This window comes from Calothrix sp. CBUCES-K 9914 (assembly GCF_059640475.1).
The window spans coordinates 1-24,215 of record NZ_JBXXZH010000038.1; the positions used below are offsets into that span (position 1 = coordinate 1).

Genomic DNA, 24,215 nt, shown 5'->3' on the forward strand with positions numbered 1-24,215 from the left:
CTGCGACCGCGAGCGCCGGGGCTGGGTAGCTCAGATGGTTAGAGCGGTGGATTCATAACCCACAGGTCGGCGGTTCGATCCCGCCTCCAGCCACCACCTCCTCGTATCGAAATGCGGTAACGCCGGCAGGCCTACAGGCCCATGCATTGGCCGATGACCTCGTCCACCCGAAGCACGGGGCGATCGTCTTCGCCGGGGATCAGGCGGCCGTCGATCTCGACGCAGCCGAACTCGCCCCAGGCCTCGGCGATTGTCCGCAACGCCGCAGGATCGCCGTTCATGGGCGGAGGACCAGCGCGGCCGTCAACATCGTCGTAAAGCAGGGCATTGCGGTCGGCGGCGCCCGCGTCGTCGGGCTCGTAAACCCCTCGACTGGGGCAGGGCATGCGCACGCATCGAATGCCGGTGTCGCCCACATGCAGGCGCACCGCCGGGGCTTGCGCGCTGTTGGCCACGTGCGGCGGCGGCGCGACCTGCGCCAGGGTCAGCAGGGCGAAAGCGGCGGTCCCAAACATGGTCGTCTCCCTCAGTTCACGAAAGCGTGGTCCGCAAACACGGCCGCGGCAAGGCCGGAACCTCGGTTCGCCGGGTGACATTCCTGCTGCATCGCGGCGCCGTCGCCGCCCTTTGGAAGGACGCTCCTCATGATCAAATGGGCCATCATCTTCGCCGTCATCGCCGTCATCGCCGGTCTGCTCGGCTTCAGCGGCATCGCCGGCGCGGCGTCCAGCATCGCGCAGTTCCTGTTCATCGCCGGCCTGATCATCGGCGCGATCCTGCTGATCCTCGGCTTCACCGTCGCCAAGAAGGTCACCTGAAACCCCGGGCGCGGTCGGGCGTTACGGCCAAGGTTCATTTTCCTTTCGGAGATTGCGCGATGACGCGTTTCGCCCGCCCCGCCCTCGTCGCCCTGTCGGGCGCGCTTCTGATCGCCTCCGCCGCGTGCACCGAGGCCGAGCAGAACCAGGCAGAGGCCGAGACGCGCGCCGCCGGCGAACAGGCTCAGGATGCCGCCGCCAAGGCCGGCGAGGTGGTCGAGGCCGGCGCCATGAAGGCCGCTCAGGCCGTCGAGCGCGGGGCCGGCGACGTGGCCGCCCGCTTGGAGCAGAACCAGGCAGAGGCCGCCGCCGAGGGCCGCGAGGGCGCCATCGATCCGGCCACGGACCAGCGCGTCCGCTAGGCCGACGCCGCCTCGTTCAGCAAAGTCTGAACGAGGCCCCTTGCTTCGTCGCTCGACCAGTCGGCTTCGCCGACCTTCAATGCCCTGACCCGCCCCAGCCGGTCGATCAGCACCGTCTGGGGCATCTTGCCGCCTGCGCCAAAGGCGAAGGGCAGGCGGAACTTCGGCTCGGCGTAATATGATAGAGGCGCGTTTTCGCCGATGAAGGCGCGGGCCTGGGCCGTGGCCGTATCGCCGACGTCGACGCTGACCGGCGCGACCTGGACGTCGGGATTGTCTGCGAAGTGGCGGGCCAGGGCGGCCAGCGTCGGCATCTCCAGCCGGCATGGCGCGCACCATGTGGCCCACAGGTTCAGCACCACCACCTTGCCGGCGAAATCGGCGATGCGGACCTCCCGACCGTCTGCGTCCAGGAAGGGGATGTCAGGCGCCGGCGCGGGGTCCGGGATCTCCAGCCCGCCCAAGGCGCGACGGTTCAGGCCGCCTTGACGGTTGTCGCCGCCGCCGCACGCCGCTAGGGCAAGGGCCAGGCCGCCGCCAGCGGTCATCGCCAACGCCCGCCGCCTCGAGAGTTCCGTCATGAATTCGCGTCCTGATGCCGATGCGGCGACTAACGCCCCCGCGAACAGCGCGGGTCAAGACATGTGGGGCGGACGCTTTTCGTCGCGGCCGGCCGACATCATGCAGGCCATCAACGTCTCAATCGGCGTGGACCGCCGGCTGTGGGCCCAGGATCTGGCCGGCTCGCGCGCCCACTGCCGCATGCTGATCCAGCAGGGGATTGTGTCCGCCGCCGACGGCGAGGCCATCCTGAAGGGACTGGATCAGGTCCAGGCCGAAATCGAAGCCGGGACCTTCCCCTTCCGCGACCAGTTCGAAGACATCCACATGAATGTGGAGGCGCGCCTTTCAGAGCTGATCGGCGAGCCGTCGGGCCGTCTGCACACCGCGCGCAGCAGGAACGACCAGGTCGCCACCGATTTCCGCCTGTGGGTGCGCGACGCCTGCGACCGCACGGTCGCTCAGCTGCAGGCCCTGCAGTCCGTCCTGCTGGACCGGGCCGAACAGCACGCGGGCGACCTGATGCCCGGCTTCACCCATCTTCAGACCGCCCAGCCGGTGACGCTGGGCCATCATCTGATGGCCTATGTCGAGATGTTCGGCCGCGATGCGGGCCGTTTCGCCGACGCCCGGACGCGCATGAACGAAAGCCCCCTGGGCGCCGCCGCGCTGGCCGGCTCGCCGTTTCCGATCGACCGCCAGATGACGGCAGCCGAGCTGGGCTTCGACAGGCCGATGGGCAATTCGCTGGACGCCGTGTCGGACCGCGACTTCGCGCTCGAGAGCCTGGCCGCCGCCTCGATCTGCGCCGGCCACCTGTCGCGTTTCGCCGAAGAGATCGTGGTGTGGATGACGCCCATGTTCGGCTTCGCCAGCCTGCCCGACGACCTGACCACCGGCTCGTCCATCATGCCGCAGAAGCGCAACCCCGACGCCGCCGAACTGGTGCGCGCCAAGACGGGCCGTCGCACATCTTGACCCTCAGAACCTGGTTGTAGTATGGGTCTTATACAACGGTTTGGAGTTGTAATCGAAACTCTCTCGATAGCGTTCCAAGTTTGAGCGTTTACTATTCCACTGGGAAAAATATCTTTGTCATGTTGGAATCGCTTGACAGCATTTTCAGTATCAATTCCAAAAAGACCTGTTACTTTTTGTTTAAAATAGCCCCATTCCCACAACCGATACTGTAAATATTCAACTTCTTGACCTTTATTATTACGACGCAGGATTGGATATTGACGGTCATTTTTACGCTGCTTTGTTTCTGCTTGAGTTGCTGTATATTGTTTTGTAATATTTATTTCTGTTGCTGTTTCTAAGGCGAACGTTTTATTTGCTACTGTATTAAAAAGTGTTAAAGTGGCGCCAAAAGATAATAAACCTACGCAAGCTATAGTGGAAAGCTTTTTCCAACTTTTCAAAACGGAAATCGCATCAATAGTATTTTTGAACTGGGAAGTTAAGGCTGTGCGCTCATCAGCTATTGGGTTCATATTCTTCTCTGGTTTTTGGGTTATAAGTTTGGCGAATTACTGACGAAAACGAGTATAAATACTTAGAAACGCCCTCCTACCCTGATGCACTCTACAATAAATAGCTTCACTCATACTTATGGGTTTTACGGAAAAGTTAGGATTATTTTTACTTTTTATCAACTCACGCACCTAAACTAATACTACAAGGGATAGAACTAAATCCCCCCAACCCCCCTTTGTGCCCTTTGTGTCTACCCTGCAGGAAATTCTTCGGATTATGTGGTTTACTCTTTTGATGAACCACGCTCGTCACAAAGAACACAAAGAACACAAAGAAAGAGAAGAAAAGAAATTTTTAGAGACTTGTGTGTACATCGTAGCTTATTAAGGGGACTAGGGGGATCAATTATGGTATAAAAACCAAAACCTACGCAGTATTGGCTCTTGTTCTATTGGTATAGTAATATTGGTTTATTCACTTATTTAATAATTCTTAAACTATATTTATATGCTGGCACCTGCTTTTTAGTTAAATAAAAATAATCTAACTTGATGACATGTTAAATGCTATTGTCAAGATATAATGCAAGCACCTCGAAAATTTCAGCTAAAATCTAAATACACCTGTGCTTGAAAATTGCTATCTCATTACAATTGCAATCAATCAAGATTAAATTTTAAGTCTATGTACCATTCTAATATACCCAGTCGTTCAAGAATTACTAAAATGTTTTCCACTTTCGCTTACTTTCATAACGATAGTGGCGCCCGATGGGTAACAGATAGTAAACTGCGCCGAAGTATCGAAAATTGCCTCTCAGAGTCATCATCACCAGAATCAGAGCAATTTTGGTCGTTGTTCTGGTATAAAATTTGTCTTCTAGTTCGCGATTGGTATTGACCAAAATAGTTGGAACATTAATTTATATTGCCGTTTATGCTGACCAAGGAAATTATTCTCAAGTTTTAGAAGTCACAAGAAAAATAGACACATCTAGATCTTTACGTATAGGTGATTTAGGTAGCAATGTGAAACCAACACCAGGTAAAACGCAACCAGCAAAACCAGGTATAAGAAAAGATGCTCATACACTTTATATCATGGCAACTACACAACAAAAACGTGGTAAAAATCGCGAAGCATTACGCACCGCTGAAGAGGTTTTAAAAATGCTTAGAACAGTAGATGAAAAAAATGGATAAAGAGAAATTACTACTTTTATAGATACCCTACGTCAACAGTTATAAAAAATACGCCAAAAAGCCTATACATCTAAATTATTTAATTCATGTAGAGCAAAGGTTTGATGTTTTAGTTACAAAACTAAACAATCGTTGAAACCTTTGCCCGAAATTCAATTAAGCTGATTGCTTTAAAGTTCACATTTTACCCGTTTGCAGTATATAATTCAGAAAAATTATATACTATGCGGAAGAGAATGTATTATTATGTCAAATAAAGAACCTTGGCTTGCTGTAAACTTATCAAAAATTTTCCCAGGATTAGGACAATTGTATTCAGGTAGTAGATTCAAAGGAATTAGTACTATAGTTATCTATATAGCTCTTCATATAATCAGTTTTTGGTTTGTATTTAGTCCTAATGGGAATTTTGTTATCGGCGCCGGAGTTTTTGTTAGCACTTATATTATTTGGCTTTGGAATATGTTTGACGCATATCGTAGTGCTACTCACAAAAATACTGAACATTTTGAGATAACGCGCAAACAAGGTAAAGACCCTTGGCTTGCAATGTTCTTATCACAACTTTTATTCGGAATTGGACATTTTTATATTGGCAAGTGGTTATTTGGCATCCTTGCTTTAATTTTAATAATTGTTTTTGCTGCTATTTCACAGCTTCTATTACCTTTTTTAGTAAGTTGGATTGCATATCTAGCATATACTTTTTCACCTATAAAACGTGAACAGTCAAAGACAAAAGCATTTCTAGTTACTTTACTAATTGTAGTATCAGCTTTATTGACTACTGGCTCTGCTTTATTATTGAGAGGATATTTTGTAGAAGCCCGTTGGATACCCTCTGGCTCTATGGAACCGACGCTTCACGGAACTCCAAATCAGTGGGAAGCAGACAAAATCTTCGTTGATAAATTTAGTTATCGCTCTCAGGCGCCTCAATTTGATGATATCGTATTATTTATGCCAACAGAAGAATTGAAAAGACAGCAATATACAGAAGCATTTATTAGTCGAATTATAGCACAACCCGGAGAAAAAGTTCAATTAAAAAATGGGCAAGTTTACATCAATAATAAATTATTACGTGAAGAGAAGTATTTGAGCTTAGGTCAAACAACAAGTCTTGATGTTTGTGCTTCAGAAAATCAACCACCTTATTTACATTCCTCAGTAGTAATTCCAGCAAATTCATATTTAACATTAGGAGACAATCGTACACAAAGCTATGACGGACGATGCTGGGGTGTAGTACCTCGTGAAAATATTATCGGCAAAGCATATAAACGTTTTTTTCCACCTAATCGTGTTAGTTCACTATTATCCAAATAAAATTATCAAGAGTTTGTTGGGTGGAGACTTTGCGCAACCCAACAAACAATTGTCTTTGACCATGACTCAATTTTCTTTGATTGCGCGTCGCGCCAATTTTAAGTAGCTTTTCACGGTTTCGTAGGGTATTTCTAAATCTTCGGCTATTGCGATTAAACCTTCTCCTAATTCTCTACGTGCTAATATTGTTGCCCATTTTTCTGCTATTAAATCCGCACGTTCGCCACCTGTACGCTTGCGTTGGATTCTAAATTTTTCGGTTAATTCTTCTATTCTTTGTGCTAATATACTTTGGAGCGATGGGGGTTCTATTGTTTCTTGCTCTACCCATCCTAATCGCGTTTGTCCTAATCCAAATGTTGTTTTGTGCCCTGTTCCACAGTAAGGCGCCAGTCGAGATAGAGCATAGTATAATTTTTCAAATTCTGGGTTTGGTTCCCTTTTACCGGATAATCCAAATTCCACCATCCCTGTAAACCCTGTTACCATCCCCCGTTTGCCCGCTGCTACTTTTTCTGATGAAATGTGATGGCGGTTTATGGTTATATTACTCTCAACCCAATCGCTAAATTGTATCGAATCAAATTCCATGCCTGAAAAATCATTCCATCGTCGCAGATAACTTTGAAATACTGTACTTGGTACTGGTAGCGGAAAATGATGACCTCGGCGCCTAAAACTTGTAGGTGTTACAAAACTTAATTTTACAGTTTGGTTAATTGGTTCAGCATTATATAACTCTTGATAGGTTGTAGCTGGGAGTGCTAATTCACAATTTTGAATTATTAAAGGGCAATGTCTGAGTCCGATGGTTGGAGGTAATTGTTTTAACCAAGTGTTTAAACATTGTACCAATTCTTTAGAGAGTCCAGTAACGTACCAGCGATAGCTTTGTTTTGCAATTGCGTGTATATGTTGCCCAGAAACGATTAAATTTCCCTCAAGATGCGATATCGTAAATGCTTTTTCTGATTGTCCGTCATGAAGATATGCTGATAAGTCAGGGTCAAGACTGCGAACTTGGTCTAAAAACCAAGCATGAAGTCCTGTTGTGTACTGGGGGTAAAGTATGGCATCTTTGGAAGCAATGAGGTCAAATGCCAAGCTGACTATTTCGGTTTTCTTTGACAAAATAGGAGTTGTTCGTTTGGGTTTTGCTGTTACTCTTGGCACGGTGCTATGGAATTTTGTTCATCCACTTTATTTTACATCTTGTTGGGATAGTAACACACTTAAGTATTTTTACTTATGATTTGCGGCGACATTTAGAAAAATTCTTAATTAAATTTGATACCGCAGTGACAAATTGAGAAAGAAAATGGTATATCGTTTAATAACTAAGTTTGACTACGACGCACGTCAAATCCTACACCGACGGTAAGTTCTGTCTCTAAGAACTCATAGGTTGGGAATAACATAAATTTCAGCAAATAATATAAGTCAAAATGTTAGAGAGTGGACAAGGATGCCCACTCTACAACAAAATTTTGGATGTTTTTTGTTTAAATTAAGGTTTACTTGCAGAAATATTTTTAGATGCTAACATCAAATTTGAATCATTACCTGTAAATTTATAGCCAATTCCAAAATTCAAAGGCTTAATATTTGTGTTCGTGGAATATACTCTTTTTAGGTCTTTTTGGTAACTACCTGAGAATAAACTAATAGGACTAGTATAAGCTCCATAAAATTTCAAATTCCATTTAGAATTATCAAAGGCTTTAAGATGTATACCAGAGTCATCTTGTAATACATGTTTACTTTGATTCAAAATATTTTTCCGAATCTCTGAAAAGCTATCATTATGCATCAAATATGATGCAGCTTTTAAATACGTGATATTCTTATCGATTCCGCGAATAAATTGGTTAAACTCCGGTCGTTTTTTCAGACCATCATCGGATAAGTCACCAGAGAAATAATATAAAGTACGAGGTTGAGATTCTCCTTCGGGTACAAAGGCAATCTTAACTCCGGAAATCATTCCTTTCTCGAATTTCTGGATTTTTCCATCTTTGCCTATACTAATATTTTGCACGTCTAAGATACGATTTTGAGTACGCGCGAGAAACACATACAGAATTGGTAGAACTCCTTGTTTTTGCAAGTCTACTTTCATATCGTTGGTGCGGAAAAAGCTAAATTGTAGGATTGCATAAAGCGAACTTCTAACTTCCTGTAGCTTCTGATTGTAGTTGCTCTCGGAAGCATCGGTCAAATCTAATATTTGACCTACTGGTTCTAAACCTATCAAAAAATACTCTTTACCTTTGGGAAACAATGAATAAGCATATAGAAAATCTGGACCGCTAAAGGGATAGAAAACAGATGGAGATGTATCGCTGACTTGCTTTATTTCTTGTTGTGACCATTGCCGAACTTTCGTTAACTGTTGTGTTTCTAATTTTGACCAAGTATTGTCAAAATATTGTTTGTGGTTTTGCCAATTATTACCCTTTTCTAATCGAGCTAAAGAACTATCATTATCTAGCTGCATTCCTGCTAAAAATTTAGCTGTGTCTGTGAAATTGTCTGATTTTTTTTTGTCAAATGTTGTTGGTTTTGGAGTTGATTTTAACGGTGCTTGCGTTGATGGCGATGGAGATACTTTTGACAATGTTTGTTGGTCATCGCTAGATTTGTTTGCAGTAGTAGCTGCTTCACAAGAGGTAAGGCACAATAGTGCAATAAGACTAATGGGAAAGAATACGTTGGTTTTCATTTTATTTCCTTATGAGATTGAGTTTTGAATTGAACAAGGTAGACCAATAAACCAAAAAATAAAGTTGCTAGTCCAGCTAAAGACTCAACGGGTTTATCGCGGAAAATAAATACTAACATCCACAAGCTAATTGCTAAAAAGATAATAGTTGTAATGGGATGTCCTAAAGTTTTATATGGTCTAGCTAAATTGGGATATCTACGTCTCGCAACAAATACTCCTAATACTGTAAGAAATGAGGATAAGGTTAGGGTAAATCCTAAATATGTAATAATCGCTTCAAAAGTAGCAGTAATTAATAATATAGTTACCAAAATTAATTGCAAAAAAATTGCATAAGTAGGAATACCCTGAGCATTTTTTCGAGCAAGTAATTTAAATAGGGGGATATCATTACCAATCACTTGGGTAACTCTTGGCCCCGCTAACACCATTGAACTAATTGAAGAAATTAGTCCCATAGAAATTAGTAACCCCATTATTTTAGAACCGTTGCTACCAAAAATTTCGTTAGCAGCAATATACCCGACTTCAAGTTGCCCTGCTAATTTTTCTATAGGTGTGGAGTACAAAAAGATAAAATTTAGTAGCAAGTATAATCCGGCAACAGTTAGTGTTCCTATAATCAGCGCGCGGGGTAAATTCTTTTCTGGATTTTCAACTTCACTCGCTAAATAAACTGCTGCATTCCAGCCTGAATAAGAATAAATAACATAAACTAGGGAAACTGCAAAAGTCGAACTTAGAATTGTCGTACCATCTCCTACAGATGGTAAAAAACTCAGTTTTTGAGGCTCGGCAAAACAAAACCCACAAATTATCAACACAACGATTAATAATACTTTCAGTACAGTAAAAATCTGTTGAAAGGAGCTACCAAATTTCAGATTATTAGTATGAACTAAGGAAACGCCTACAACAACAGATAAAGCAATTCCAGTAGGATGAAGATAAGGAAATACTTGCATCAAATATTTTGCTAATGCCATTGCAGCTGCTGCAATTGGTGCAGCAAAACCTACCGTTACCGATACCCATCCTGATAAAAAGCCGATTGCAGGATGATAAATACGAGATAAATAATAGTATTCACCACCGTTGTATGGCATTGATGCTCCTAATTCTCCATAAGCTAATGCCCCGCACAAAGCTACAACTCCTCCTAATAGCCACAAAAATAAAAGCGCAAAGCCAGATTTAATATCTACTACTTGGAAGCCTAAACTGGTAAAAACACCAGTACCAATCATGTTGGCTACAACAATGCAGATAGCAGTGAATAAGCTAATACTTCGAGAGTTTTTTGGTTGCGTTGAAGACATTTTACTCTTTTATTTTCGAGGTTGGTTTATGGATTGAATTAAATTGACGATTTGGCGAACTAGCTATCATTCGTTCGTAAACAAGACGAGATATAGCTGGGAAAATTTGTGAATTACTAGCGTATGCAGAATCTTCAGCAAAAATAGCTAAAATATATATTTTCTCCTTATTTTCTGTTGCAATCATTGCCACTTCTCCTCTAGCAAGAGAAACCAATCCTGCTTTTGAGTAGAAGCTAACATTTGTGTGAGATAAAGACTCTCCAAAAAAGCTTTGTACTGGGTTGAATGCGAATGAGTATTTTTCCCAAATATTAGAATTTAAGTCTCTTTTTAAGAAGTTACACATTTTTTTACTACTTTGTCGAGAAATGGCTTGTCCCGAATAGCAAACTTCATATATTAATCTAGCTGCTTGTTTAGTTGTTATCTTATTCCAATCCCAAATAGGATTGCCTAGCATTTGTAGTTCACTACCTTCAGGCTCTGATAGATTAAGGTAATCGATGGGAAATGCTTTTTGACTAATATTTATATTTTGATAATTTGCTTTTTCAAAAAAACGATTGATTGCTTGGCGTTTCTTTTTTAAAATCTTAAATTTATCACTACTTAGTTCAGAACTCGATTGTGTATTTGTAAATTGGTCAAGTATAAAACTAGCAGCTTCATTATCCGATTCCTTAATCATTTTGGTGATATAAGGAATAAAACTATCTTCGTTTTCCCAAATACCGCTCTCTATTTGACCATATAAAGCCACCATCCAAAATAATTTAACTACGCTGGCTGGATATCTAAGCTTATCTTGCTGATATCCAGCAATTTCACCAGTTTTTGCATCAATCAAGGTAATTGATAAAGGTGCTTTAGGCAGGTTATTTACCGTGGTTAAATTAATAATATCATTGACAATAACTTGCAATTTTTGGCTGTGGTTGAAGTTCGGAGTTGTTTTAAGGTTGTAGACAACTTCCGAATCTTCTTGTTCTGATTTACGAGAGGGAATTGGTAGTGACTTCCCCCAGGAAGGGAGTGCTTGAGAAATATTCTTCAATTTTAATGATTTTGAAGTAGAAGCTTTACCATAAAACGCACTCCGAGATGCAGAAGAATTTATAGATGGATTTAAGAACTGCGAAACTACAACTTTTCGAGGTTGTTCTAATAGATTTTTGGGTATCAAAGTGAATATTAAAATACCTAAAATTGTTAGTTTAGCGTTGACCTTAACCCGATAAATTGAGTTCAGCATATTCTTAAATTTGCCAGTACGGGCAGTACTGTTATTTTGACGATTTTGTTGCATCTCCACTTTAAAAATAATAATGGTTCTTAAAACTTACTCTTTCAGACTAATCAAAAATGAGTATTAAAATGAAATTTTGTATAAGTAACTAATTATTTTATTGGAATTAAACCTGTTTTTTTACTTTCATAAACAATAATCAAGCTAAGTTTTAACGCTTTGGCTTAAATCAATTTTACATTTTATTTTCTAACGGGAACTACAGATTACAGCCATGAAGTTGGAAATAAAGTTCTGAAAGGGTTTCAGCAAGCTGATTTTACCAAAATAATAAAACAAGGTTAATTTAAAGTAAGTATGAGGATATTGAGGATGCTGAACTTTAGGCATCTCCGAAAAAGAACATCATCTTCTAAAAGAGCCATACCTAAATTTTTAAAATCCTATGACACATGCAACTATGCACCTTCAGCTATAAGAAGATATTACACAACTTGATAAGTAAAATCTACTATCAAAGTGTGAATATACACAAAATATGTCTTTAGATAGATGCTTCTCCATTACAAAAAAATGTTCATGATTAAAAAAATCTGTCAATACCTCTTTAGAAATAAATAATTGAACACTTTTCAACTCTCAACTTTATTTTGTTAAAAAGCCAAATTGCTTTGTGCTAATTAAATTGCACTTTTATGCAAAGTCTGGAATATGCATATATTTAGCACTTTTATACAATTGCTTAACTATTTGTCATAAATTTAGTAAGCTGTTTGTAACGGATACAACGGATGTAACGGATGAATTACTATACCCAACGCACAAACAGTATTTTTTTAATTGGAGTACTCTTATTTTTCCCCGAAAGTATGCTTTTAGTAGTAAACTAAGAGTACTTTTCATTAGTTTCAACACAATATCTTAAGGTATCTTAACAATGAGGCAAAAAAAATTTATTTATTGGTGGCAAAACTGGTTATGTTCTATCATTGCAAGTTTTGCACTTATAGCAATGACTACAATAGTAATGTTAGGCATATTAGGAAGCACTGCTCCTATGAGTTATGCAAGCACAATTTCTCAAACATCTGTTGTGTTAAATACTACTAAATACATTCATGATAAACAGCCATTATTAGAAGCAAAAGTGCCAAATATTAACGTGTATCGTAGTCCTGAGTGTAGCTGTTGCGGTGGATGGATTAATCATTTAAAAACACAGGGTTTTTCTGTCCAAGACTATCCGACATCTAACATTGAGGCAATAAAACAAAAGTACAAAGTTCCTGACAACTTAACATCTTGCCACACGGCAATTATTGATGGGTATGTTATTGAAGGGCATGTTCCAGCAAACGACATTAAACGTTTGCTTAAAGACAAATCAAATGTTGCTGGCTTATCTGTTCCTAATATGCCTGTAGGTACTCCTGGGATGGAAATGGGTAATCGAAAAGACCCATTTAACGTTTTTTCTTTTGCTCACAAAAAGACAGTTGAAGTATTTAATCATTATCTTTAACTCTATATCACTCCGTCAGAAAGATTTGCCAAAACCTAACAAAGTGATATAGACTTAAGTCTTATCAAACGTAATGCCCTAGCTCAAGTGGCGACCGTAGGAGCATGGCGCCTGTTACTTCCGAGGCATTTTAACCTATAATTGAAGCAATAAAAAAAATATTTAAGCTTGGATGTATTTGAAACAGCCTTTAATTCGGATAACCGTACAAAAAGGTTGGGTCTGAATTGATAAGTTTTTCAATTGCTTTTATATAATAAAAATAATATCCTTAGTAATTGAGATTTAATTTCATAACGCGCACCCGTACTAGTATGGCAAGAAAGAAAGAAGTAAAGCCCTTGGAAACCAAGGCACCATCTAAGAAAGTTAAAGAAATAAAGCCCTTAGAAGGTGAGGCATTAATTAATAAAGTTAAAGAAATGCCTGCAAGTAGCAAAGAAGAAAAAGCTAAAGCCTGCGGCTACTATAGCGTTACCAAAAACGGGATAGAGCGAGTTAGCATGATGAAATTTCTCAATGCTCTACTTGACGCAGAAGAGATATCATTTGATACCCGCTCGGGCGAGAATGGTCATGTTGGACGCAGCGCTAGCTACCGAATTACAGTCCAATCCAATGGTAACCTGCTGGTAGGTTCAGCTTATACAAAACAATTAGGCTTAAAACCAGGAGATGAGTTTACCATCAATATAGGACGAAAGCACATTAAATTAGTACCAGTTTCAGCACAAGAAAACTCTGACGAATTAGCTGCTTGACGCTCCCCTGGCTAAAGTTATCCGATTGTCGAGCGAGTGGTATTCAGTTGTGTCAAAAAGACTCAACTGCGTTCTACTCACCCCAAAGGCATGGTTCCCAGTCTCAACCCGCAAAGATTGATTACTACTAGGATTAGAGTCGAGGAAGGTGTTACCACCATTCCCCTCTCCTCCGAAACAGAGCATGAAACGGTATCTTTAATCAAGTCCGTCCGCGCGCATATTTTCTCCTACTTGTACCTATATGCTCTACACATTGCGGCTTACGTCAGCATATCTCGGAAATTACTCCACAGGGTGTTTTCTTATAAGAGTTTGTCTTAAAAGTTGTAATAGGTTTAACATTCCCCTGCCTTTAGTTATCTTTAGGCTAGGGGATTCTTATATATCTAAATTGACTATATAAGCATGAATAGTCAGATTCCCGACTTCTTGAAGAAGTCGGGAATCTGAACTGCCTTTTTTGAAGGCGCCAATTCAGAAAGTGTTAAATAATCTAGTTGCGGTACTCGTAAGTACCGATGTCATTACCTTGACCAATTGGACGAGTAATGCCATCCTTATCTTTTTTTGCATAGTCGCCGATTAAAGGAAAACCAGCATCAATAGCTGGTGAAGAGGACAATAAATGAAAGTCATTTCCATTCTGATTCATGAATTGAGCATCTCCTGTAATATTGCCATTGCTCTGTAAGTTTGCTACTGCTCCCTGAGTTTGGTAGAGTTCTCCAAAGCCATTGGTGAATAAATTATTGCTTAGAGTAACGTTGTCTGTGTCGCCAATAAATCCATTACGGTATGTGCTGTTGGCAAAAATGTTGTTTTCGATTTTGATATTACTCGATTTCTTACCACCGCCGTTTAGACCATTAAGTTCAAAGGCTTGAACGTTATTGAAGAACGTATTGTGTTCTATTTCAACATCGCGAACGTTTGAGTTAATGTAAATTCCGGCGCCTCCGTTGATACCTTGTCTTCCATTACCATAGACTACGTTATTGTAGACGCGGATGTCATATACATCTCCTTGTTGTGGAACTTCATCTGCAATTGCAATTGCGTCTGCGGTGTTTGCATAAACACTATTGTTGTAGACGCTAATATTGAACATCGTGGCACGGTTTCCATCAAGGTAAATCGCTGGGCCACCATTGTAAGCTTGGGGTGTTCCAGATACTAGAGCTTGAGCGGTAATCACGTTATCGTGAATCGAGCCATTGCGAGAACCAACTTTAGCATCGATACCTTCTGTCTTTCCTTCTTTAAGAGTATTATTGGCGACTTCAAATCCATTCACACCCCAAATACTTAAAGCTTCCTGAGTGCCCAAGTAGTCCGTGTTTGTTTTGAAATTCCAGCTAGCTCGCTCAATGGTGTTGTTGAGAATCTTGATATTAGAACTGGTAACTTCAGCCTCTCCACCATCATAGTAAGTATCAGGAAGAACAATAATTCCTGATGCCCCAGTCTGGTAAGTGTAATTGTTTTGCACAATCATATTGTTCGCATCGCGCAGTGAAATACCAGCCCAAGAAGTATTTTCAATCCGAAAACCATCAATAGTCCAATATCCTTTACCTGCTGATTGAATTACACCTTCTCTGAAACCACCTTGACTTGGTGAAGGGTCACGTAAGGTAACGGCGCCATCAGCTTTGAGCGTAATGTTGCCAAGATTAGAATTACCTGATTTGTCAAGAGTAATTAACTCTGTGTAAACACCTGGCTGTACTTTAATTGTGTCACCTGCTGTGACGGGAGAGTCTTTTGAAGTTGCATGATTGATACTTCTCCAAGGACTTGTAGAAGTACCTAAATTAGTGTCTAAGCCGTTTGTCGCAACGTAGTAAGTAGTTCCAGAAGAAGCAGCAGTAGCTAACGCATTCATTGGGTCAGACGATGTTACTGGAACTGTTGTCACTTGTGTCATAGGGTATAATCACACTCACGTATTTTGTATTTAGAAGCCAGTCGCACGCAGGGATGGGAACAGTCGGCGAACTGGCGTGAGTAGAATGCAATCCCTTGGTACAAATTATTACCTAATAGAAATCTCTTCCGCTTTTATTTTCAACCCCGCTTATGACAGTTTGCAAATTGTAACGCTCACTCGGCGCCTTAAAAATACATGTATTATTGCGATTGATAATACACATGCTTCAGATGATCAGGATTTTATTTTTACAAATAAATTAAAAAATGCATAACTTACGCTCCGCCAAAAATATATAAGAGTAAGCAACAAGAATAGATTTTTGTCTATATACGCTTATGACTCATCAAAATTCCCGTATTCCCGACCATATGGCAGGTGAGGTTTTGGCGGAAGCAACCCGCTTACATGCTCAAATGACCTCTGGTTACTCACTTGAAGATTTACAACAAGCAGGTTTAGAAGCAAAAATTCCTCCAGAACTAATACAACAAGCAGTTAGAAATGTTGAAGAGCGATATTCTCTCAAGCGGGAAAAAAGACAACAGTTGCAGCAGTATATTGGACAACAAATTCAAAAAGGTATTTCTGGGGGAGTTAAGTTATTAATTCCTGCTATTTTAGTATCTGGTTTATTTATTGGGCGCCCATATATCGAGCCTGTAATATCTGGGTTATTCTCTCGCTTTCATTCTCAGCAGAAACAGGCAAACAGGCGCTAGTAATATTTTGAAATGATTGGATGTTAGTTAGTGATACTACAAGTATTGAAACTATTCCTAATAAAACTTACTTGTTGACATTGGAGGGATGTTTAAGTAACCCTGTTTAACATACCTCGTCCAACTTTATGACTGTAAAGTGAGATATTTTCTCAAACATATAATTATCGAACGGTGCCAAATATCTAAGAACATAAGTACTGTAAAACGTGCTGTTGTAAATTGAATTTAAGCCTCGTGAAGCTAACAGTATCAATATTTACGCGAAATATATTATTATCTGGAAGGAGTGAGATTAATTTTTTGGCTGTCTGTTTGTGTTTGTCTCAAAGCACTCCCTTCTAAGGAAGCATCTACAAAGCGTTTTAGGTAAAGCCAATGAAACAGCAAAAAACTCGACGCAATCGGGGCGTTATACTCACCCTCAAAGGCTGGGATAAGCTCCAATCTGCTTTAGTTAGAGCCTCGTTTGAAGAGAACGGTGGAAACAATTTTACTTTGGAGGAACTGAGCGCGCGTACTTTTTTAGCCCTGCACACTATCTCAAGAATATTGGGACGCACCGAACCTGTAGATAAAAGTTCGTTGCAATCTATTTTTACTGCCTTTAATTTGGAGTTGTCTAAAAACGATTATACGCAGCCAACTTCCGTATTAGAGCAATTAGAAACTCGTTCATCATACCCACAGCATGATTGGGGAGAGGCGCCGGATGTATCTGTATTTTATGGTCGCACTCAAGAATTATTGCAGCTAAGACAGTGGGTGTTAGAAGAACGATGTCGTTTAGTTGGACTGTTGGGAATTGGGGGAATTGGCAAAAGTTCATTAGCAGTGAAGCTGGGGTTGCAAATTCAAAGTGAATTTGAGGTAGTAGTGTGGCGAAGCCTGCAAAATGCACCACCTGTAGAGGAACAATTAACAAGCATACTGCAATCTTTGCTGTGGTCTTTGCGGAAGGAGATGGTAGTACCTGAGAGTTTTGATGGAAAATTATCGAAGCTGATGGAATGTTTGATTAATCACCGTTGTTTGCTGATTTTAGACAATATTGAGACAATTTTAATTAGTGGAAATAAAGTAGGGCAATGTCTTCCAGTCCACGATGGGTACGGTCAAATACTCAAGCGCGTAGGAGAAGTACCCCATATTAGTTGCGTCCTAATAACTTCCAGAGAAAAACCAAGAGAAATGGTTGTTTTAGAAGGAGACAGAACAGGAGTGAAATCTTTGTCATTAAAGGGATTAAATCCAACAGAGGGACAACAGTTATTCGAGCAAAAAGGTTTATTCACGGGTACAGAGCGAGAATGGCAAGTACTCATTGAGCATTATGCAGGTAATCCTCTGGCACTAAAAATGGTGGCAGCCGGAACCCAAGAGCTTTTTAATGGTAAAATAGCTTCTTTTTTGGAGTATGTGGAACAGGGAGTACTAATTTTTGACGATATCCGCGACTTGTTAGAACAGCAGTTCCTACGTTTATCGGTTGGGTGTTTGATGCCTGATGCAATTCTAAATGGCGCTACGCACCTTACAGTAGAAGAGGAAGTAATGTACTGGCTGGCAATTAATCGAGAGCCAGTAACCCTTACCGAGTTAGTTGAAGATATAGTAACCGAAGCTTCCAAGCGTCTCGTACCAAAAGCGATTAAATCTTTATTTCAACGGTCATTAATTGAAAAAACTGGCGAGTATTTCTTTTTGCAACCTGTAGTAATGGAGTATACCACGCAGCGATTGATTGAACAAGTTTTTCAAGAATTAGTAGGAGAAAAGCCTGTTTGTTTAAACTTATTCCAAACCCATGCTTTGATAAAGGCAACAGCCAAAGACTATATCAGGGAGACACAAAAGCAATTAATTATACAACCCTTGCTGGAGAAATTGTTAATCGAGTTGGGTAGTCAACAAAAACTAGTAATTTTGTTGCAGGAAGTACTAGAACAGAAAAGACATCAGGCGCCAGTACTAGCAGGGTATGTGGGGGGTAATGTTCTCAACTTGTTAGCGCATTTGCAAGCAAATTTACAGGGGTATGACTTCTCAAATTTGAGCATTAGGCAAGCTGGCTTACAGCGCGTGAATTTAGCTGGAGTTAATTTCCAAAATACTGCTTTTGATCAGTGTATATTTGCTAAAAGCTTGAAGAGTGTTTATTCACTTGCCTTGAGTCCTGATGGAAGACTGTTGGCTACGGGTGATGGGGATGGGCAAATTCATTTGTGGCAAATGGCGGATGGAAAAAACTTGTTGACCTTTAAGGGACATGAAGGTGTAGCTTGGACAGTCACCTTTAGTCCAGATGGGCAAACCCTGGCAAGTTGTGGTCTAGATGCATTGGTCAAATTGTGGGATGTACAAACGGGAGATTGCTTAAAAACTTTAGATAAACACACGGGTATTGTTTGGTCTGTCAGCTTCAGTCCGGATGGTCAAGTTTTAGCAAGCGGCAGTAGTGATACTTCAATTAGATTGTGGGATATCCGCTCAGGTAAGTGTCTCAAAGTGCTGCACGGTCATACTAGGGAGGTATATTCAGTCTCCTTAAATTCTGATGGTTCTACCCTAGCAAGTGGTAGTCTAGATTGCGAAATTCGCTTGTGGGATGTCACTAAAGGTATCTGTATTAAAACTTTACAAGGTCATCTTGGCAGGATATGCTCGGTTTGTTTCAGTCCAGATGGTAAAACTCTTGCTAGTGGAAGTAATGACCACTCGGCTCGATTATGGGATGTGAATAAAGGTACTTGCATTAAAATATTCCACGGTCATAAAGATTGGGTGTGGTCAGTTTGCTTTAGTTCAGATGGTCAAACTATAGCTACAGGTAGTTGGGACTCAAGTGTGAGGTTGTGGAATGTGCAGCAAAGTACGTGCGTTAAAATTTTACACGGGCATATAAGTCAAGTGTACTCAGTCATTTTTAATTTAGATGGTAAAACTGTAGTTAGTGCTAGTAGGGATTCCAGTGTGCGTTTATGGGATGTAAATAAAGGTGTGTGCGTGAGAACTTTACAGGGTCATTCCAGTGGGGCGCTTTCGGTGAGCTTTAACACTAATGATTGTATCTTGGCAGCAGGCAGTTTAGATGGTTTAGTTCGGCTATGGGATGTTGCGTCTGGGTACTCTACTAAAATTTTACAAGGTCACACAGGTTGGGTATGGTCAATTAGCTTTAGTCCAAATGGTTCTATATTAGCCAGTGGCAGTGATGACAAAAGCATTAAGTTGTGGGATGTAATTTCTGGTGATTGTATTACAACCATTAACGGTCATAGCAGTGCAGTAACATCAGTTAGCTTTAGTCCTGATGGTCAAACCTTGGTTAGTGCTAGTCAGGACGCGAGCGTGAAGTTGTGGGATATTCACAAGCATAAATGTCTAAAAACTTTAGTTGGTCACACGGATATAATCTGGTCATTTAGCTTTAGTCCTGATGGCAATACTTTAGCTACAGGTGGTGAGGAATACTTGGTTAAGTTATGGGATGTGGGTGAAGGTAAATCCATAACAACTTTGCCTGGTCACGCTGATTCAATCTGGTCAGTGAGTTTTAGTCCAGATGGTAAAATGCTCGCAAGTGCTAGCTTTGATGGCTTAATTCGACTTTGGGATACCAGTAACTTTATTTGCATAAAAGTGTTGGAAGTACATACTGCTGGTGTATGGTCAGTCAGTTTTAGTCCAGATGGTTATACCTTGGTATCCGCCAGTTTTGACCAAACGATTCGCTTTTGGGATATCAATAACTTTACCTGTGTCAGAGTGTTGCATAATCATAGTAGTGGAAAATGTTCTGTTTGCTTTAATTCTGTTGGTAATATTTTGGTTCATACCAGTGAAGATGAGGGGATTAAGCTGTGGGATGTGGAAACTCTTGAGTGCATTAAAACCTTGAAAGTAGATCGCCTTTATGAAGGGATGAACATCCGGGGGGTGACTGGGTTAACTCCAGCGCAGCGAGCAGCGCTTTTAGCTTTGGGGGCTGTGGAAGGTATTGGGTAGGTTTTATTGTTTTCTCCTGATTTTATAACTACAAGCTAAATTTTACCTACTTTTATTAATAGGTAAAACATGAATTTATTTATACGAGTCGTAAGAGCAAAGTCTAAAATAAATATCACTGTTGGGATAATTTAGCCCATCTCTGCCGATTTTTAAAATGCTCAAAAACAAGCTTGTTTTGCTAAAAATTGAAGCATGACTTTTACCACCGCATCTGCTGACTCAATCAACAAACCATGACCAGAGGATTCAATAACGACAAGTTCGGCATTAGGAATACCATTAACAAGTTGCTTAGAGAATGTAACAGGAGTAAGAATGTCTTCTTTACCGACAACAACTAATGTTGGGCAAAGAATATTGCTGAGACTGTTACTCGTATCACTATAAAGAATTGCTTTGCTTTGATGATAAATTCCGTGGGGTGTTGGTAATGAAGAATATTCAATGATATTAATAATATTTTCGATGCTTCCATTTGAGTAAAATTTTTCAGTATATATCCAAGGGAGTAATGTTTTTTGATAAATTTTTGCTTCTAAATGAATAGATAAGTTACCAAAAATTTCAATTATTGAATTAAACTTAGCATTCCCTTTTGCCCAAGATGAAAGTAGTATTAAACTTTTGACTTTTTCAGGGTGTACTAAGGTTAATTCTTGAGCAATTTGTCCACCCATTGAATGACCTACTACATGTACTTTAGTAATTCCCAAATAATTTAATAGTGCAGCAGTATCATCAGCCATCTGTTTAATACTATATGGACTATCGGGCACCGAACTTCTTCCTACCCCTCGGTTATCTAAGCGAATCACTTGATAATTATTTACCAGTGCTGGTAAAACTGCTGACCAGTAAGAGTTATCACAATCAAACCCAGCGATTAATATTAAAGGTGTACCCGTTCCTTGGATTTTGTAGAACAAATCAATCCCGTTGACGTAAATTTTTGGCATAACTTTTACTTAAAGAAGCTAAATGCTGAGTTAAAGCTTCAATAGTTGGGTAATTGTATACTAAAGCAGCATCAAGTTCTTGTTCTAGCCAATTTTCTAGGTCTCCAACCAAGCCTACTGTTGCTGAAGAATCCAGACCATAGCGATTAAATGGAATTTTAGTATCAATTTCTTCCTGACTAATTTCTAAAATTTCTGCTAGATAAGAGACTAACCAGGCTTTTATATCAGCTTCTGTTAGCTTACTTAATCCTGTATTTACATAATTTTTGGTATCGTTAATCATTGAATCTGTAGAGCTAAATTGATATTTTTTTTGTGTTTCCATCTTTTTACTTCTCTGATAGTTCTAAATTTCTAACACTCAATAGTTCAATAAATGTAATTATTTTCTAGCAAGCTTCTTCATATATTATAATTACCCTGGATGCGAAACAATTTTTTGGGATTCAATCATTTCTGGCTGAGGAAGTTTAATCTCTGTCGCTAAACCCACTAATTGAAGTAGTCTAATAACCCAGTAACCCAAGTCAATTTGCCAGATTTTCAAACCAAAATTCGCGCTCATGGGAAAAGCGTGGTGGTTATTGTGCCATCCTTCTCCTAATGTAGGAATAGCTAGCCAAATATTATTTTGACTTTGTTCAGAAGTGTTAAAAAGCCGTTTGCCATAAGTATGAGCAATTGAATTAATAATATAACCACTATTGAATGTTAAGAAAAGCCTTGCTAGTCCACCCCAAACAAACCCTTGGAATATCCCTACCCAATTCCAAGTTAAAATTCCACCAACAATTGCTGGAATAAGAAGACCAAGTAGTATCCAAGCAACATACAGCCTATTGATCTGACAAATAACAGGGTCTTTCAATAAATCTTTGGCGAATACTAAGGAATTTGGTAATTCACTGTTAAATAACCAGCCAAGATGAGAATACCACAGCCCATTAAGCTTTTCTAAAATACCCTTACCATGAAGATTAGGCGAATGGGGATCTCCTTGCTTATCACTATATTGATGATGACATCTGTGAATTGATACCCAAGCAATAACAGATCCTTGACCAGCCATAGAACCAAGTATAGCAAGTATAATCCTAATCGGAGTTCGAGTTTTAAAGGCTTGGTGCGTAAAATGCCTATGAAAACCTACTGTAATTCCTAGTACACATACAACGTACATGAATAATAGCAAACTTATTTCTAATAAACCAACACTTGAAGTAAATAACTGGTAGATGGCAATTAGACACCCTGTCAAGGATGCTAGGCTGATAGTCAAAGTAAAACGCCGTTTAGTAGCTTTAATGCGATCATTAGATACAATGGGTTGAAATTTATTATTGAGCAAGGTGTTTGAATTTTGAACATTTTCAAATTGTTGTTCACAATCTAATTGTTTTGACATTGAGTATTCACCAAATTTAAAGTTCCATTTAAAAATTTATTCCGACAAGCATGACGCTGTATCTTTCCACTAGAAGTTTTTGGGATACTTGCAGGTTTTAGTAACAGAATAGCATAAACTTGTAGTTCATGTTCACATGCTACTGCTTCCCGGATATTACCCTCAATTTCAGTTATGTTGAGCTTCTTGAGATAACTGCGTTCTACTTCATTCGCTATAATCAAGCGCTCTTGACCCTTAAAATCTGCTATAAATGCTGCACCACAACCAAAACTCAATGCAGGATGGGCTTGCTCTACGGTAAATTCTATATCTTGGGGATAATAATTACGACCTCGAATAATAATCACATCCTTCAAACGACCTGTAATATACAACTCCCCGTCTTTAATAAATCCCAAGTCTCCTGTTCGTAAAAACGGTCCTTCTCCTGTATCTACCAAATAAGCTTGAAAGGTTTCTTTAGTTTCCTGCGGACGGTTCCAGTAACCTTGAGCAACACTAGAACCTGATACTAAAATTTCGCCTACTTGATCTGGAGCGCAATTTTTTAGTGAGACTGGATCAACAATAATAATTTTTGTATCTAACCATCCTCTTCCACATCCAACTAATGGCCGAGTTTTTTCTACTTCTTTAGATGTAACTACAGCTTGATTATTTTCCAAAGAATCTGCGTTTATTTGGCAATAAATTGCCTCATTGTTAATCAGTCCACCAGAAACTATTAAAGTGGATTCAGCCAGACCATAGCAAGGATAAAAGTATTTCGCACAAAAACCATTTGATTGAAATTTAGCTGTAAAATTCTCTAAAGTTTCTTGCTTAATCGGTTCAGAACCGTTATAAGCACTATGCCATGTACTTAAATCAAGAGTTTTTTGCTGTTCTAGAGTAATTTTACGAACACAAAGATCATATCCAAAGTTAGGGCTTCCACTATGAGTTGCTTTGTAGTTTGAAATTGCTTGTAGCCATCGTATTGGTTGTTGAAGAAAAGATGTAGGTGGCATCAATATCCCAAGATACCCTGTATACAAAGGTTCAAGAATACCGTCAATTAAACCCATATCATGGAAACTTGGTAGCCAAGTCACAGATACACTTTCTGAAGTCAGTTCAAAAGCTTGCTTAATGCACTCCAAATTGTGCAACAAATTGCCATGACTTACCATCACTCCTTTTGGTTTACCTGTGGAACCCGAAGTATATTGGAGAAAACTTAGGGTGTCATTATTTATCACTGGTTGTTGCCATTCTTGTACTGAGTCATTGTTAATGTTATTAGTTGCCAACAAGTCTAGAGTTTGCAAATGTTCAAACTCCTTAAATTTTTGTTGTAGTTTAGACATTAAAAGTTGGGTGGTAAGCACTAGAGTCGGCTGTGCATCTGCAATAATTGCTTGCAGTCTGGATAGAGATTGATTAAGACGAGGCGGATAAGCAGGAATAGCAACAACTCCAGCATATAAACAAGCAAAAAATGCTTCTATAAAATCTAATCCTGGCGGATAGAGCAGTAAGGCATTTGAACCAGCAGGGCATATTGATTGCAAATTTTGTGCTATCACTTGTGTGCGTTCATTCAATTTTTGATAAGTTGTGCTGACTAAATTTTTTTCTCCGTCTTGAAGGAAAATGTATGCTGTTTGATCAGGCTGGTGGATTGCCCTATAGCGTAATATGTCAACTAAAGTTAAAAAGTCAGGTTTAATAAATTTCTCCTTTGATTATGTAATTTCTACTTAGTTACATGGGGAGCATCCACTTTTGGAAGAAACATAAGTACTTGGCGCCGGAAACCTTACTATACGCTTGGTCTAAAAAAGTCGATCTGCCAAAACTGGATGCTCCCGTT

General features: G+C 40.4%; 21 protein-coding genes, 1 tRNA gene and 1 pseudogene. 11 read left to right on the plus strand and 12 right to left on the minus strand.

The window, feature by feature from the left end:
• The first annotated feature begins 19 nt into the window (after positions 1–19).
• A tRNA-Met gene (locus AC2JBO_RS11330) sits at positions 20–96 on the plus strand.
• Between the two features lie 35 nt (positions 97–131).
• Here the strand turns inward: AC2JBO_RS11330 and AC2JBO_RS11335 are convergent.
• Positions 132–515 carry a hypothetical protein gene (locus tag AC2JBO_RS11335; protein WP_496953755.1) on the minus strand — a complete coding sequence of 128 codons (384 nt, stop codon included), beginning with the start codon at positions 513–515 and terminating at the stop codon, positions 132–134.
• 129 nt (positions 516–644) lie between these two features.
• Between AC2JBO_RS11335 and AC2JBO_RS11340 the strand changes: the two genes are divergently transcribed.
• The gene (locus AC2JBO_RS11340) at positions 645–818 is read left to right on the plus strand and encodes a DUF1328 domain-containing protein (protein WP_496953756.1); all 174 of its coding nucleotides are present in this window, start codon (positions 645–647) and stop codon (positions 816–818) included.
• 59 nt (positions 819–877) lie between these two features.
• Positions 878–1,180: a hypothetical protein gene (locus tag AC2JBO_RS11345; protein WP_496953757.1), complete on the plus strand. Its 303-nt coding sequence runs from the start codon at positions 878–880 to the stop codon at positions 1,178–1,180.
• On the opposite strand, the gene AC2JBO_RS11350 is transcribed toward AC2JBO_RS11345, so the two are convergent.
• The gene (locus AC2JBO_RS11350; protein ID WP_496953758.1) at positions 1,177–1,728 is read right to left on the minus strand and encodes a TlpA family protein disulfide reductase; all 552 of its coding nucleotides are present in this window, start codon (positions 1,726–1,728) and stop codon (positions 1,177–1,179) included. The two genes, AC2JBO_RS11345 and AC2JBO_RS11350, sit on opposite strands and share 4 nt — an antisense overlap.
• 31 nt (positions 1,729–1,759) lie before the next feature.
• Between AC2JBO_RS11350 and argH the strand changes: the two genes are divergently transcribed.
• A complete protein-coding gene (gene argH, locus AC2JBO_RS11355) occupies positions 1,760–2,719 on the plus strand; it encodes an argininosuccinate lyase (protein WP_496953759.1) in 960 nt (319 codons plus the stop codon).
• 77 nt (positions 2,720–2,796) lie between these two features.
• On the opposite strand, the pseudogene AC2JBO_RS11360 reads toward argH, so the two are convergent.
• Positions 2,797–3,237 (minus strand): annotated as a pseudogene (locus AC2JBO_RS11360) (peptidoglycan-binding domain-containing protein); the annotation flags it as partial.
• 709 nt (positions 3,238–3,946) lie between these two features.
• Between AC2JBO_RS11360 and AC2JBO_RS11365 the strand changes: the two are divergent.
• The 3 genes from AC2JBO_RS11365 to lepB all read left to right on the plus strand — a co-directional run bounded on the left by AC2JBO_RS11365 (position 3,947) and on the right by lepB (position 5,751).
• On the plus strand, positions 3,947–4,120 hold the full coding sequence (locus AC2JBO_RS11365; RefSeq protein WP_496953760.1) for a hypothetical protein: 174 nt from the start codon (positions 3,947–3,949) through the stop codon (positions 4,118–4,120).
• Positions 4,117–4,422, plus strand: a complete 306-nt coding sequence (locus AC2JBO_RS11370) for a hypothetical protein (RefSeq protein ID WP_496953761.1) — start codon at positions 4,117–4,119, stop codon at positions 4,420–4,422. Before AC2JBO_RS11365 ends, AC2JBO_RS11370 begins: the two co-directional genes overlap by 4 nt.
• A 246-nt stretch (positions 4,423–4,668) precedes the next feature.
• Positions 4,669–5,751 carry a signal peptidase I gene (gene lepB / locus AC2JBO_RS11375; protein ID WP_496953762.1) on the plus strand — a complete coding sequence of 361 codons (1,083 nt, stop codon included), beginning with the start codon at positions 4,669–4,671 and terminating at the stop codon, positions 5,749–5,751.
• A gap of 66 nt (positions 5,752–5,817) precedes the next feature.
• Here the strand turns inward: lepB and cas6 are convergent, their stop codons facing one another.
• The 4 genes from cas6 to AC2JBO_RS11395 form a co-directional block, all read right to left on the minus strand.
• Positions 5,818–6,882, minus strand: a complete 1,065-nt coding sequence (gene cas6, locus AC2JBO_RS11380; RefSeq protein ID WP_496953763.1) for a CRISPR-associated endoribonuclease Cas6 — start codon at positions 6,880–6,882, stop codon at positions 5,818–5,820.
• A 376-nt stretch (positions 6,883–7,258) separates the two neighbouring features.
• The gene (locus AC2JBO_RS11385) at positions 7,259–8,473 is read right to left on the minus strand and encodes a hypothetical protein (RefSeq protein ID WP_496953764.1); all 1,215 of its coding nucleotides are present in this window, start codon (positions 8,471–8,473) and stop codon (positions 7,259–7,261) included.
• Complete coding sequence (locus tag AC2JBO_RS11390) at positions 8,470–9,795, minus strand: APC family permease (protein ID WP_496953765.1); 1,326 nt, start codon at positions 9,793–9,795, stop codon at positions 8,470–8,472. The genes AC2JBO_RS11385 and AC2JBO_RS11390 overlap by 4 nt, the downstream gene beginning before the upstream one ends.
• A gap of 1 nt (position 9,796) precedes the next feature.
• Complete coding sequence (locus AC2JBO_RS11395) at positions 9,797–11,050, minus strand: serine hydrolase (protein ID WP_496953766.1); 1,254 nt, start codon at positions 11,048–11,050, stop codon at positions 9,797–9,799.
• A 931-nt stretch (positions 11,051–11,981) separates the two neighbouring features.
• On the opposite strand from AC2JBO_RS11395, the gene AC2JBO_RS11400 reads away from it, so the two are divergent.
• Together AC2JBO_RS11400 and AC2JBO_RS11405 are read left to right on the plus strand one after the other, a co-directional pair.
• Positions 11,982–12,566, plus strand: a complete 585-nt coding sequence (locus tag AC2JBO_RS11400; RefSeq protein ID WP_496953767.1) for a DUF411 domain-containing protein — start codon at positions 11,982–11,984, stop codon at positions 12,564–12,566.
• Between the two features lie 314 nt (positions 12,567–12,880).
• On the plus strand, positions 12,881–13,327 hold the full coding sequence (locus tag AC2JBO_RS11405; RefSeq protein WP_496953768.1) for an AbrB family transcriptional regulator: 447 nt from the start codon (positions 12,881–12,883) through the stop codon (positions 13,325–13,327).
• A gap of 496 nt (positions 13,328–13,823) precedes the next feature.
• Here AC2JBO_RS11405 and AC2JBO_RS11410 read toward each other — a convergent pair whose 3' ends face one another.
• Positions 13,824–15,257: a right-handed parallel beta-helix repeat-containing protein gene (locus AC2JBO_RS11410; protein ID WP_496953769.1), complete on the minus strand. Its 1,434-nt coding sequence runs from the start codon at positions 15,255–15,257 to the stop codon at positions 13,824–13,826.
• A 341-nt stretch (positions 15,258–15,598) separates the two neighbouring features.
• Here AC2JBO_RS11410 and AC2JBO_RS11415 point away from each other — a divergent pair, with 341 nt between their 5' ends.
• Both AC2JBO_RS11415 and AC2JBO_RS11420 read left to right on the plus strand, forming a co-directional pair.
• Positions 15,599–15,982, plus strand: a complete 384-nt coding sequence (locus tag AC2JBO_RS11415; RefSeq protein WP_496953770.1) for a hypothetical protein — start codon at positions 15,599–15,601, stop codon at positions 15,980–15,982.
• A 378-nt stretch (positions 15,983–16,360) separates the two neighbouring features.
• Positions 16,361–19,990 carry an NB-ARC domain-containing protein gene (locus AC2JBO_RS11420; RefSeq protein ID WP_496953771.1) on the plus strand — a complete coding sequence of 1,210 codons (3,630 nt, stop codon included), beginning with the start codon at positions 16,361–16,363 and terminating at the stop codon, positions 19,988–19,990.
• 161 nt (positions 19,991–20,151) lie between these two features.
• Here AC2JBO_RS11420 and AC2JBO_RS11425 read toward each other — a convergent pair whose 3' ends face one another.
• The 4 genes from AC2JBO_RS11425 to AC2JBO_RS11440 all read right to left on the minus strand — a co-directional run bounded on the left by AC2JBO_RS11425 (position 20,152) and on the right by AC2JBO_RS11440 (position 24,072).
• Positions 20,152–20,949 carry an alpha/beta fold hydrolase gene (locus AC2JBO_RS11425; protein ID WP_496953772.1) on the minus strand — a complete coding sequence of 266 codons (798 nt, stop codon included), beginning with the start codon at positions 20,947–20,949 and terminating at the stop codon, positions 20,152–20,154.
• A complete protein-coding gene (locus AC2JBO_RS11430) occupies positions 20,921–21,277 on the minus strand; it encodes an acyl carrier protein (RefSeq protein ID WP_496953773.1) in 357 nt (118 codons plus the stop codon). The genes AC2JBO_RS11425 and AC2JBO_RS11430 overlap by 29 nt, the downstream gene beginning before the upstream one ends.
• Before the next feature lie 90 nt (positions 21,278–21,367).
• A complete protein-coding gene (locus AC2JBO_RS11435; RefSeq protein WP_496953774.1) occupies positions 21,368–22,357 on the minus strand; it encodes an acyl-CoA desaturase in 990 nt (329 codons plus the stop codon).
• Positions 22,342–24,072 (minus strand): fatty acyl-AMP ligase, encoded by a 1,731-nt coding sequence (locus AC2JBO_RS11440; RefSeq protein ID WP_496953796.1) that lies wholly within the window; start codon positions 24,070–24,072, stop codon positions 22,342–22,344. Before AC2JBO_RS11440 ends, AC2JBO_RS11435 begins: the two co-directional genes overlap by 16 nt.
• Positions 24,073–24,215 lie beyond the last annotated feature (143 nt).

What these genes read in the sequence shown, in the direction of transcription:
- AC2JBO_RS11335 (WP_496953755.1), bottom strand. Translation starts at nt 515, where the DNA reads ATGTTTGGGACCGCCGCTTTCGCCCTGCTGACCCTGGCGCAGGTCGCG.
- AC2JBO_RS11340 (WP_496953756.1), top strand. Translation starts at nt 645, where the DNA reads ATGATCAAATGGGCCATCATCTTCGCCGTCATCGCCGTCATCGCCGGT.
- AC2JBO_RS11345 (WP_496953757.1), top strand. Translation starts at nt 878, where the DNA reads ATGACGCGTTTCGCCCGCCCCGCCCTCGTCGCCCTGTCGGGCGCGCTT.
- AC2JBO_RS11350 (WP_496953758.1), bottom strand. Translation starts at nt 1,728, where the DNA reads ATGACCGCTGGCGGCGGCCTGGCCCTTGCCCTAGCGGCGTGCGGCGGC.
- argH (WP_496953759.1), top strand. Translation starts at nt 1,760, where the DNA reads ATGAATTCGCGTCCTGATGCCGATGCGGCGACTAACGCCCCCGCGAAC.
- AC2JBO_RS11365 (WP_496953760.1), top strand. Translation starts at nt 3,947, where the DNA reads ATGTTTTCCACTTTCGCTTACTTTCATAACGATAGTGGCGCCCGATGG.
- lepB (WP_496953762.1), top strand. Translation starts at nt 4,669, where the DNA reads ATGTCAAATAAAGAACCTTGGCTTGCTGTAAACTTATCAAAAATTTTC.
- AC2JBO_RS11385 (WP_496953764.1), bottom strand. Translation starts at nt 8,473, where the DNA reads ATGAAAACCAACGTATTCTTTCCCATTAGTCTTATTGCACTATTGTGC.
- AC2JBO_RS11390 (WP_496953765.1), bottom strand. Translation starts at nt 9,795, where the DNA reads ATGTCTTCAACGCAACCAAAAAACTCTCGAAGTATTAGCTTATTCACT.
- AC2JBO_RS11395 (WP_496953766.1), bottom strand. Translation starts at nt 11,050, where the DNA reads ATGCTGAACTCAATTTATCGGGTTAAGGTCAACGCTAAACTAACAATT.
- AC2JBO_RS11400 (WP_496953767.1), top strand. Translation starts at nt 11,982, where the DNA reads ATGAGGCAAAAAAAATTTATTTATTGGTGGCAAAACTGGTTATGTTCT.
- AC2JBO_RS11405 (WP_496953768.1), top strand. Translation starts at nt 12,881, where the DNA reads ATGGCAAGAAAGAAAGAAGTAAAGCCCTTGGAAACCAAGGCACCATCT.
- AC2JBO_RS11410 (WP_496953769.1), bottom strand. Translation starts at nt 15,257, where the DNA reads ATGACACAAGTGACAACAGTTCCAGTAACATCGTCTGACCCAATGAAT.
- AC2JBO_RS11415 (WP_496953770.1), top strand. Translation starts at nt 15,599, where the DNA reads ATGACTCATCAAAATTCCCGTATTCCCGACCATATGGCAGGTGAGGTT.
- AC2JBO_RS11420 (WP_496953771.1), top strand. Translation starts at nt 16,361, where the DNA reads ATGAAACAGCAAAAAACTCGACGCAATCGGGGCGTTATACTCACCCTC.
- AC2JBO_RS11425 (WP_496953772.1), bottom strand. Translation starts at nt 20,949, where the DNA reads ATGCCAAAAATTTACGTCAACGGGATTGATTTGTTCTACAAAATCCAA.
- AC2JBO_RS11430 (WP_496953773.1), bottom strand. Translation starts at nt 21,277, where the DNA reads ATGGAAACACAAAAAAAATATCAATTTAGCTCTACAGATTCAATGATT.
- AC2JBO_RS11435 (WP_496953774.1), bottom strand. Translation starts at nt 22,357, where the DNA reads ATGTCAAAACAATTAGATTGTGAACAACAATTTGAAAATGTTCAAAAT.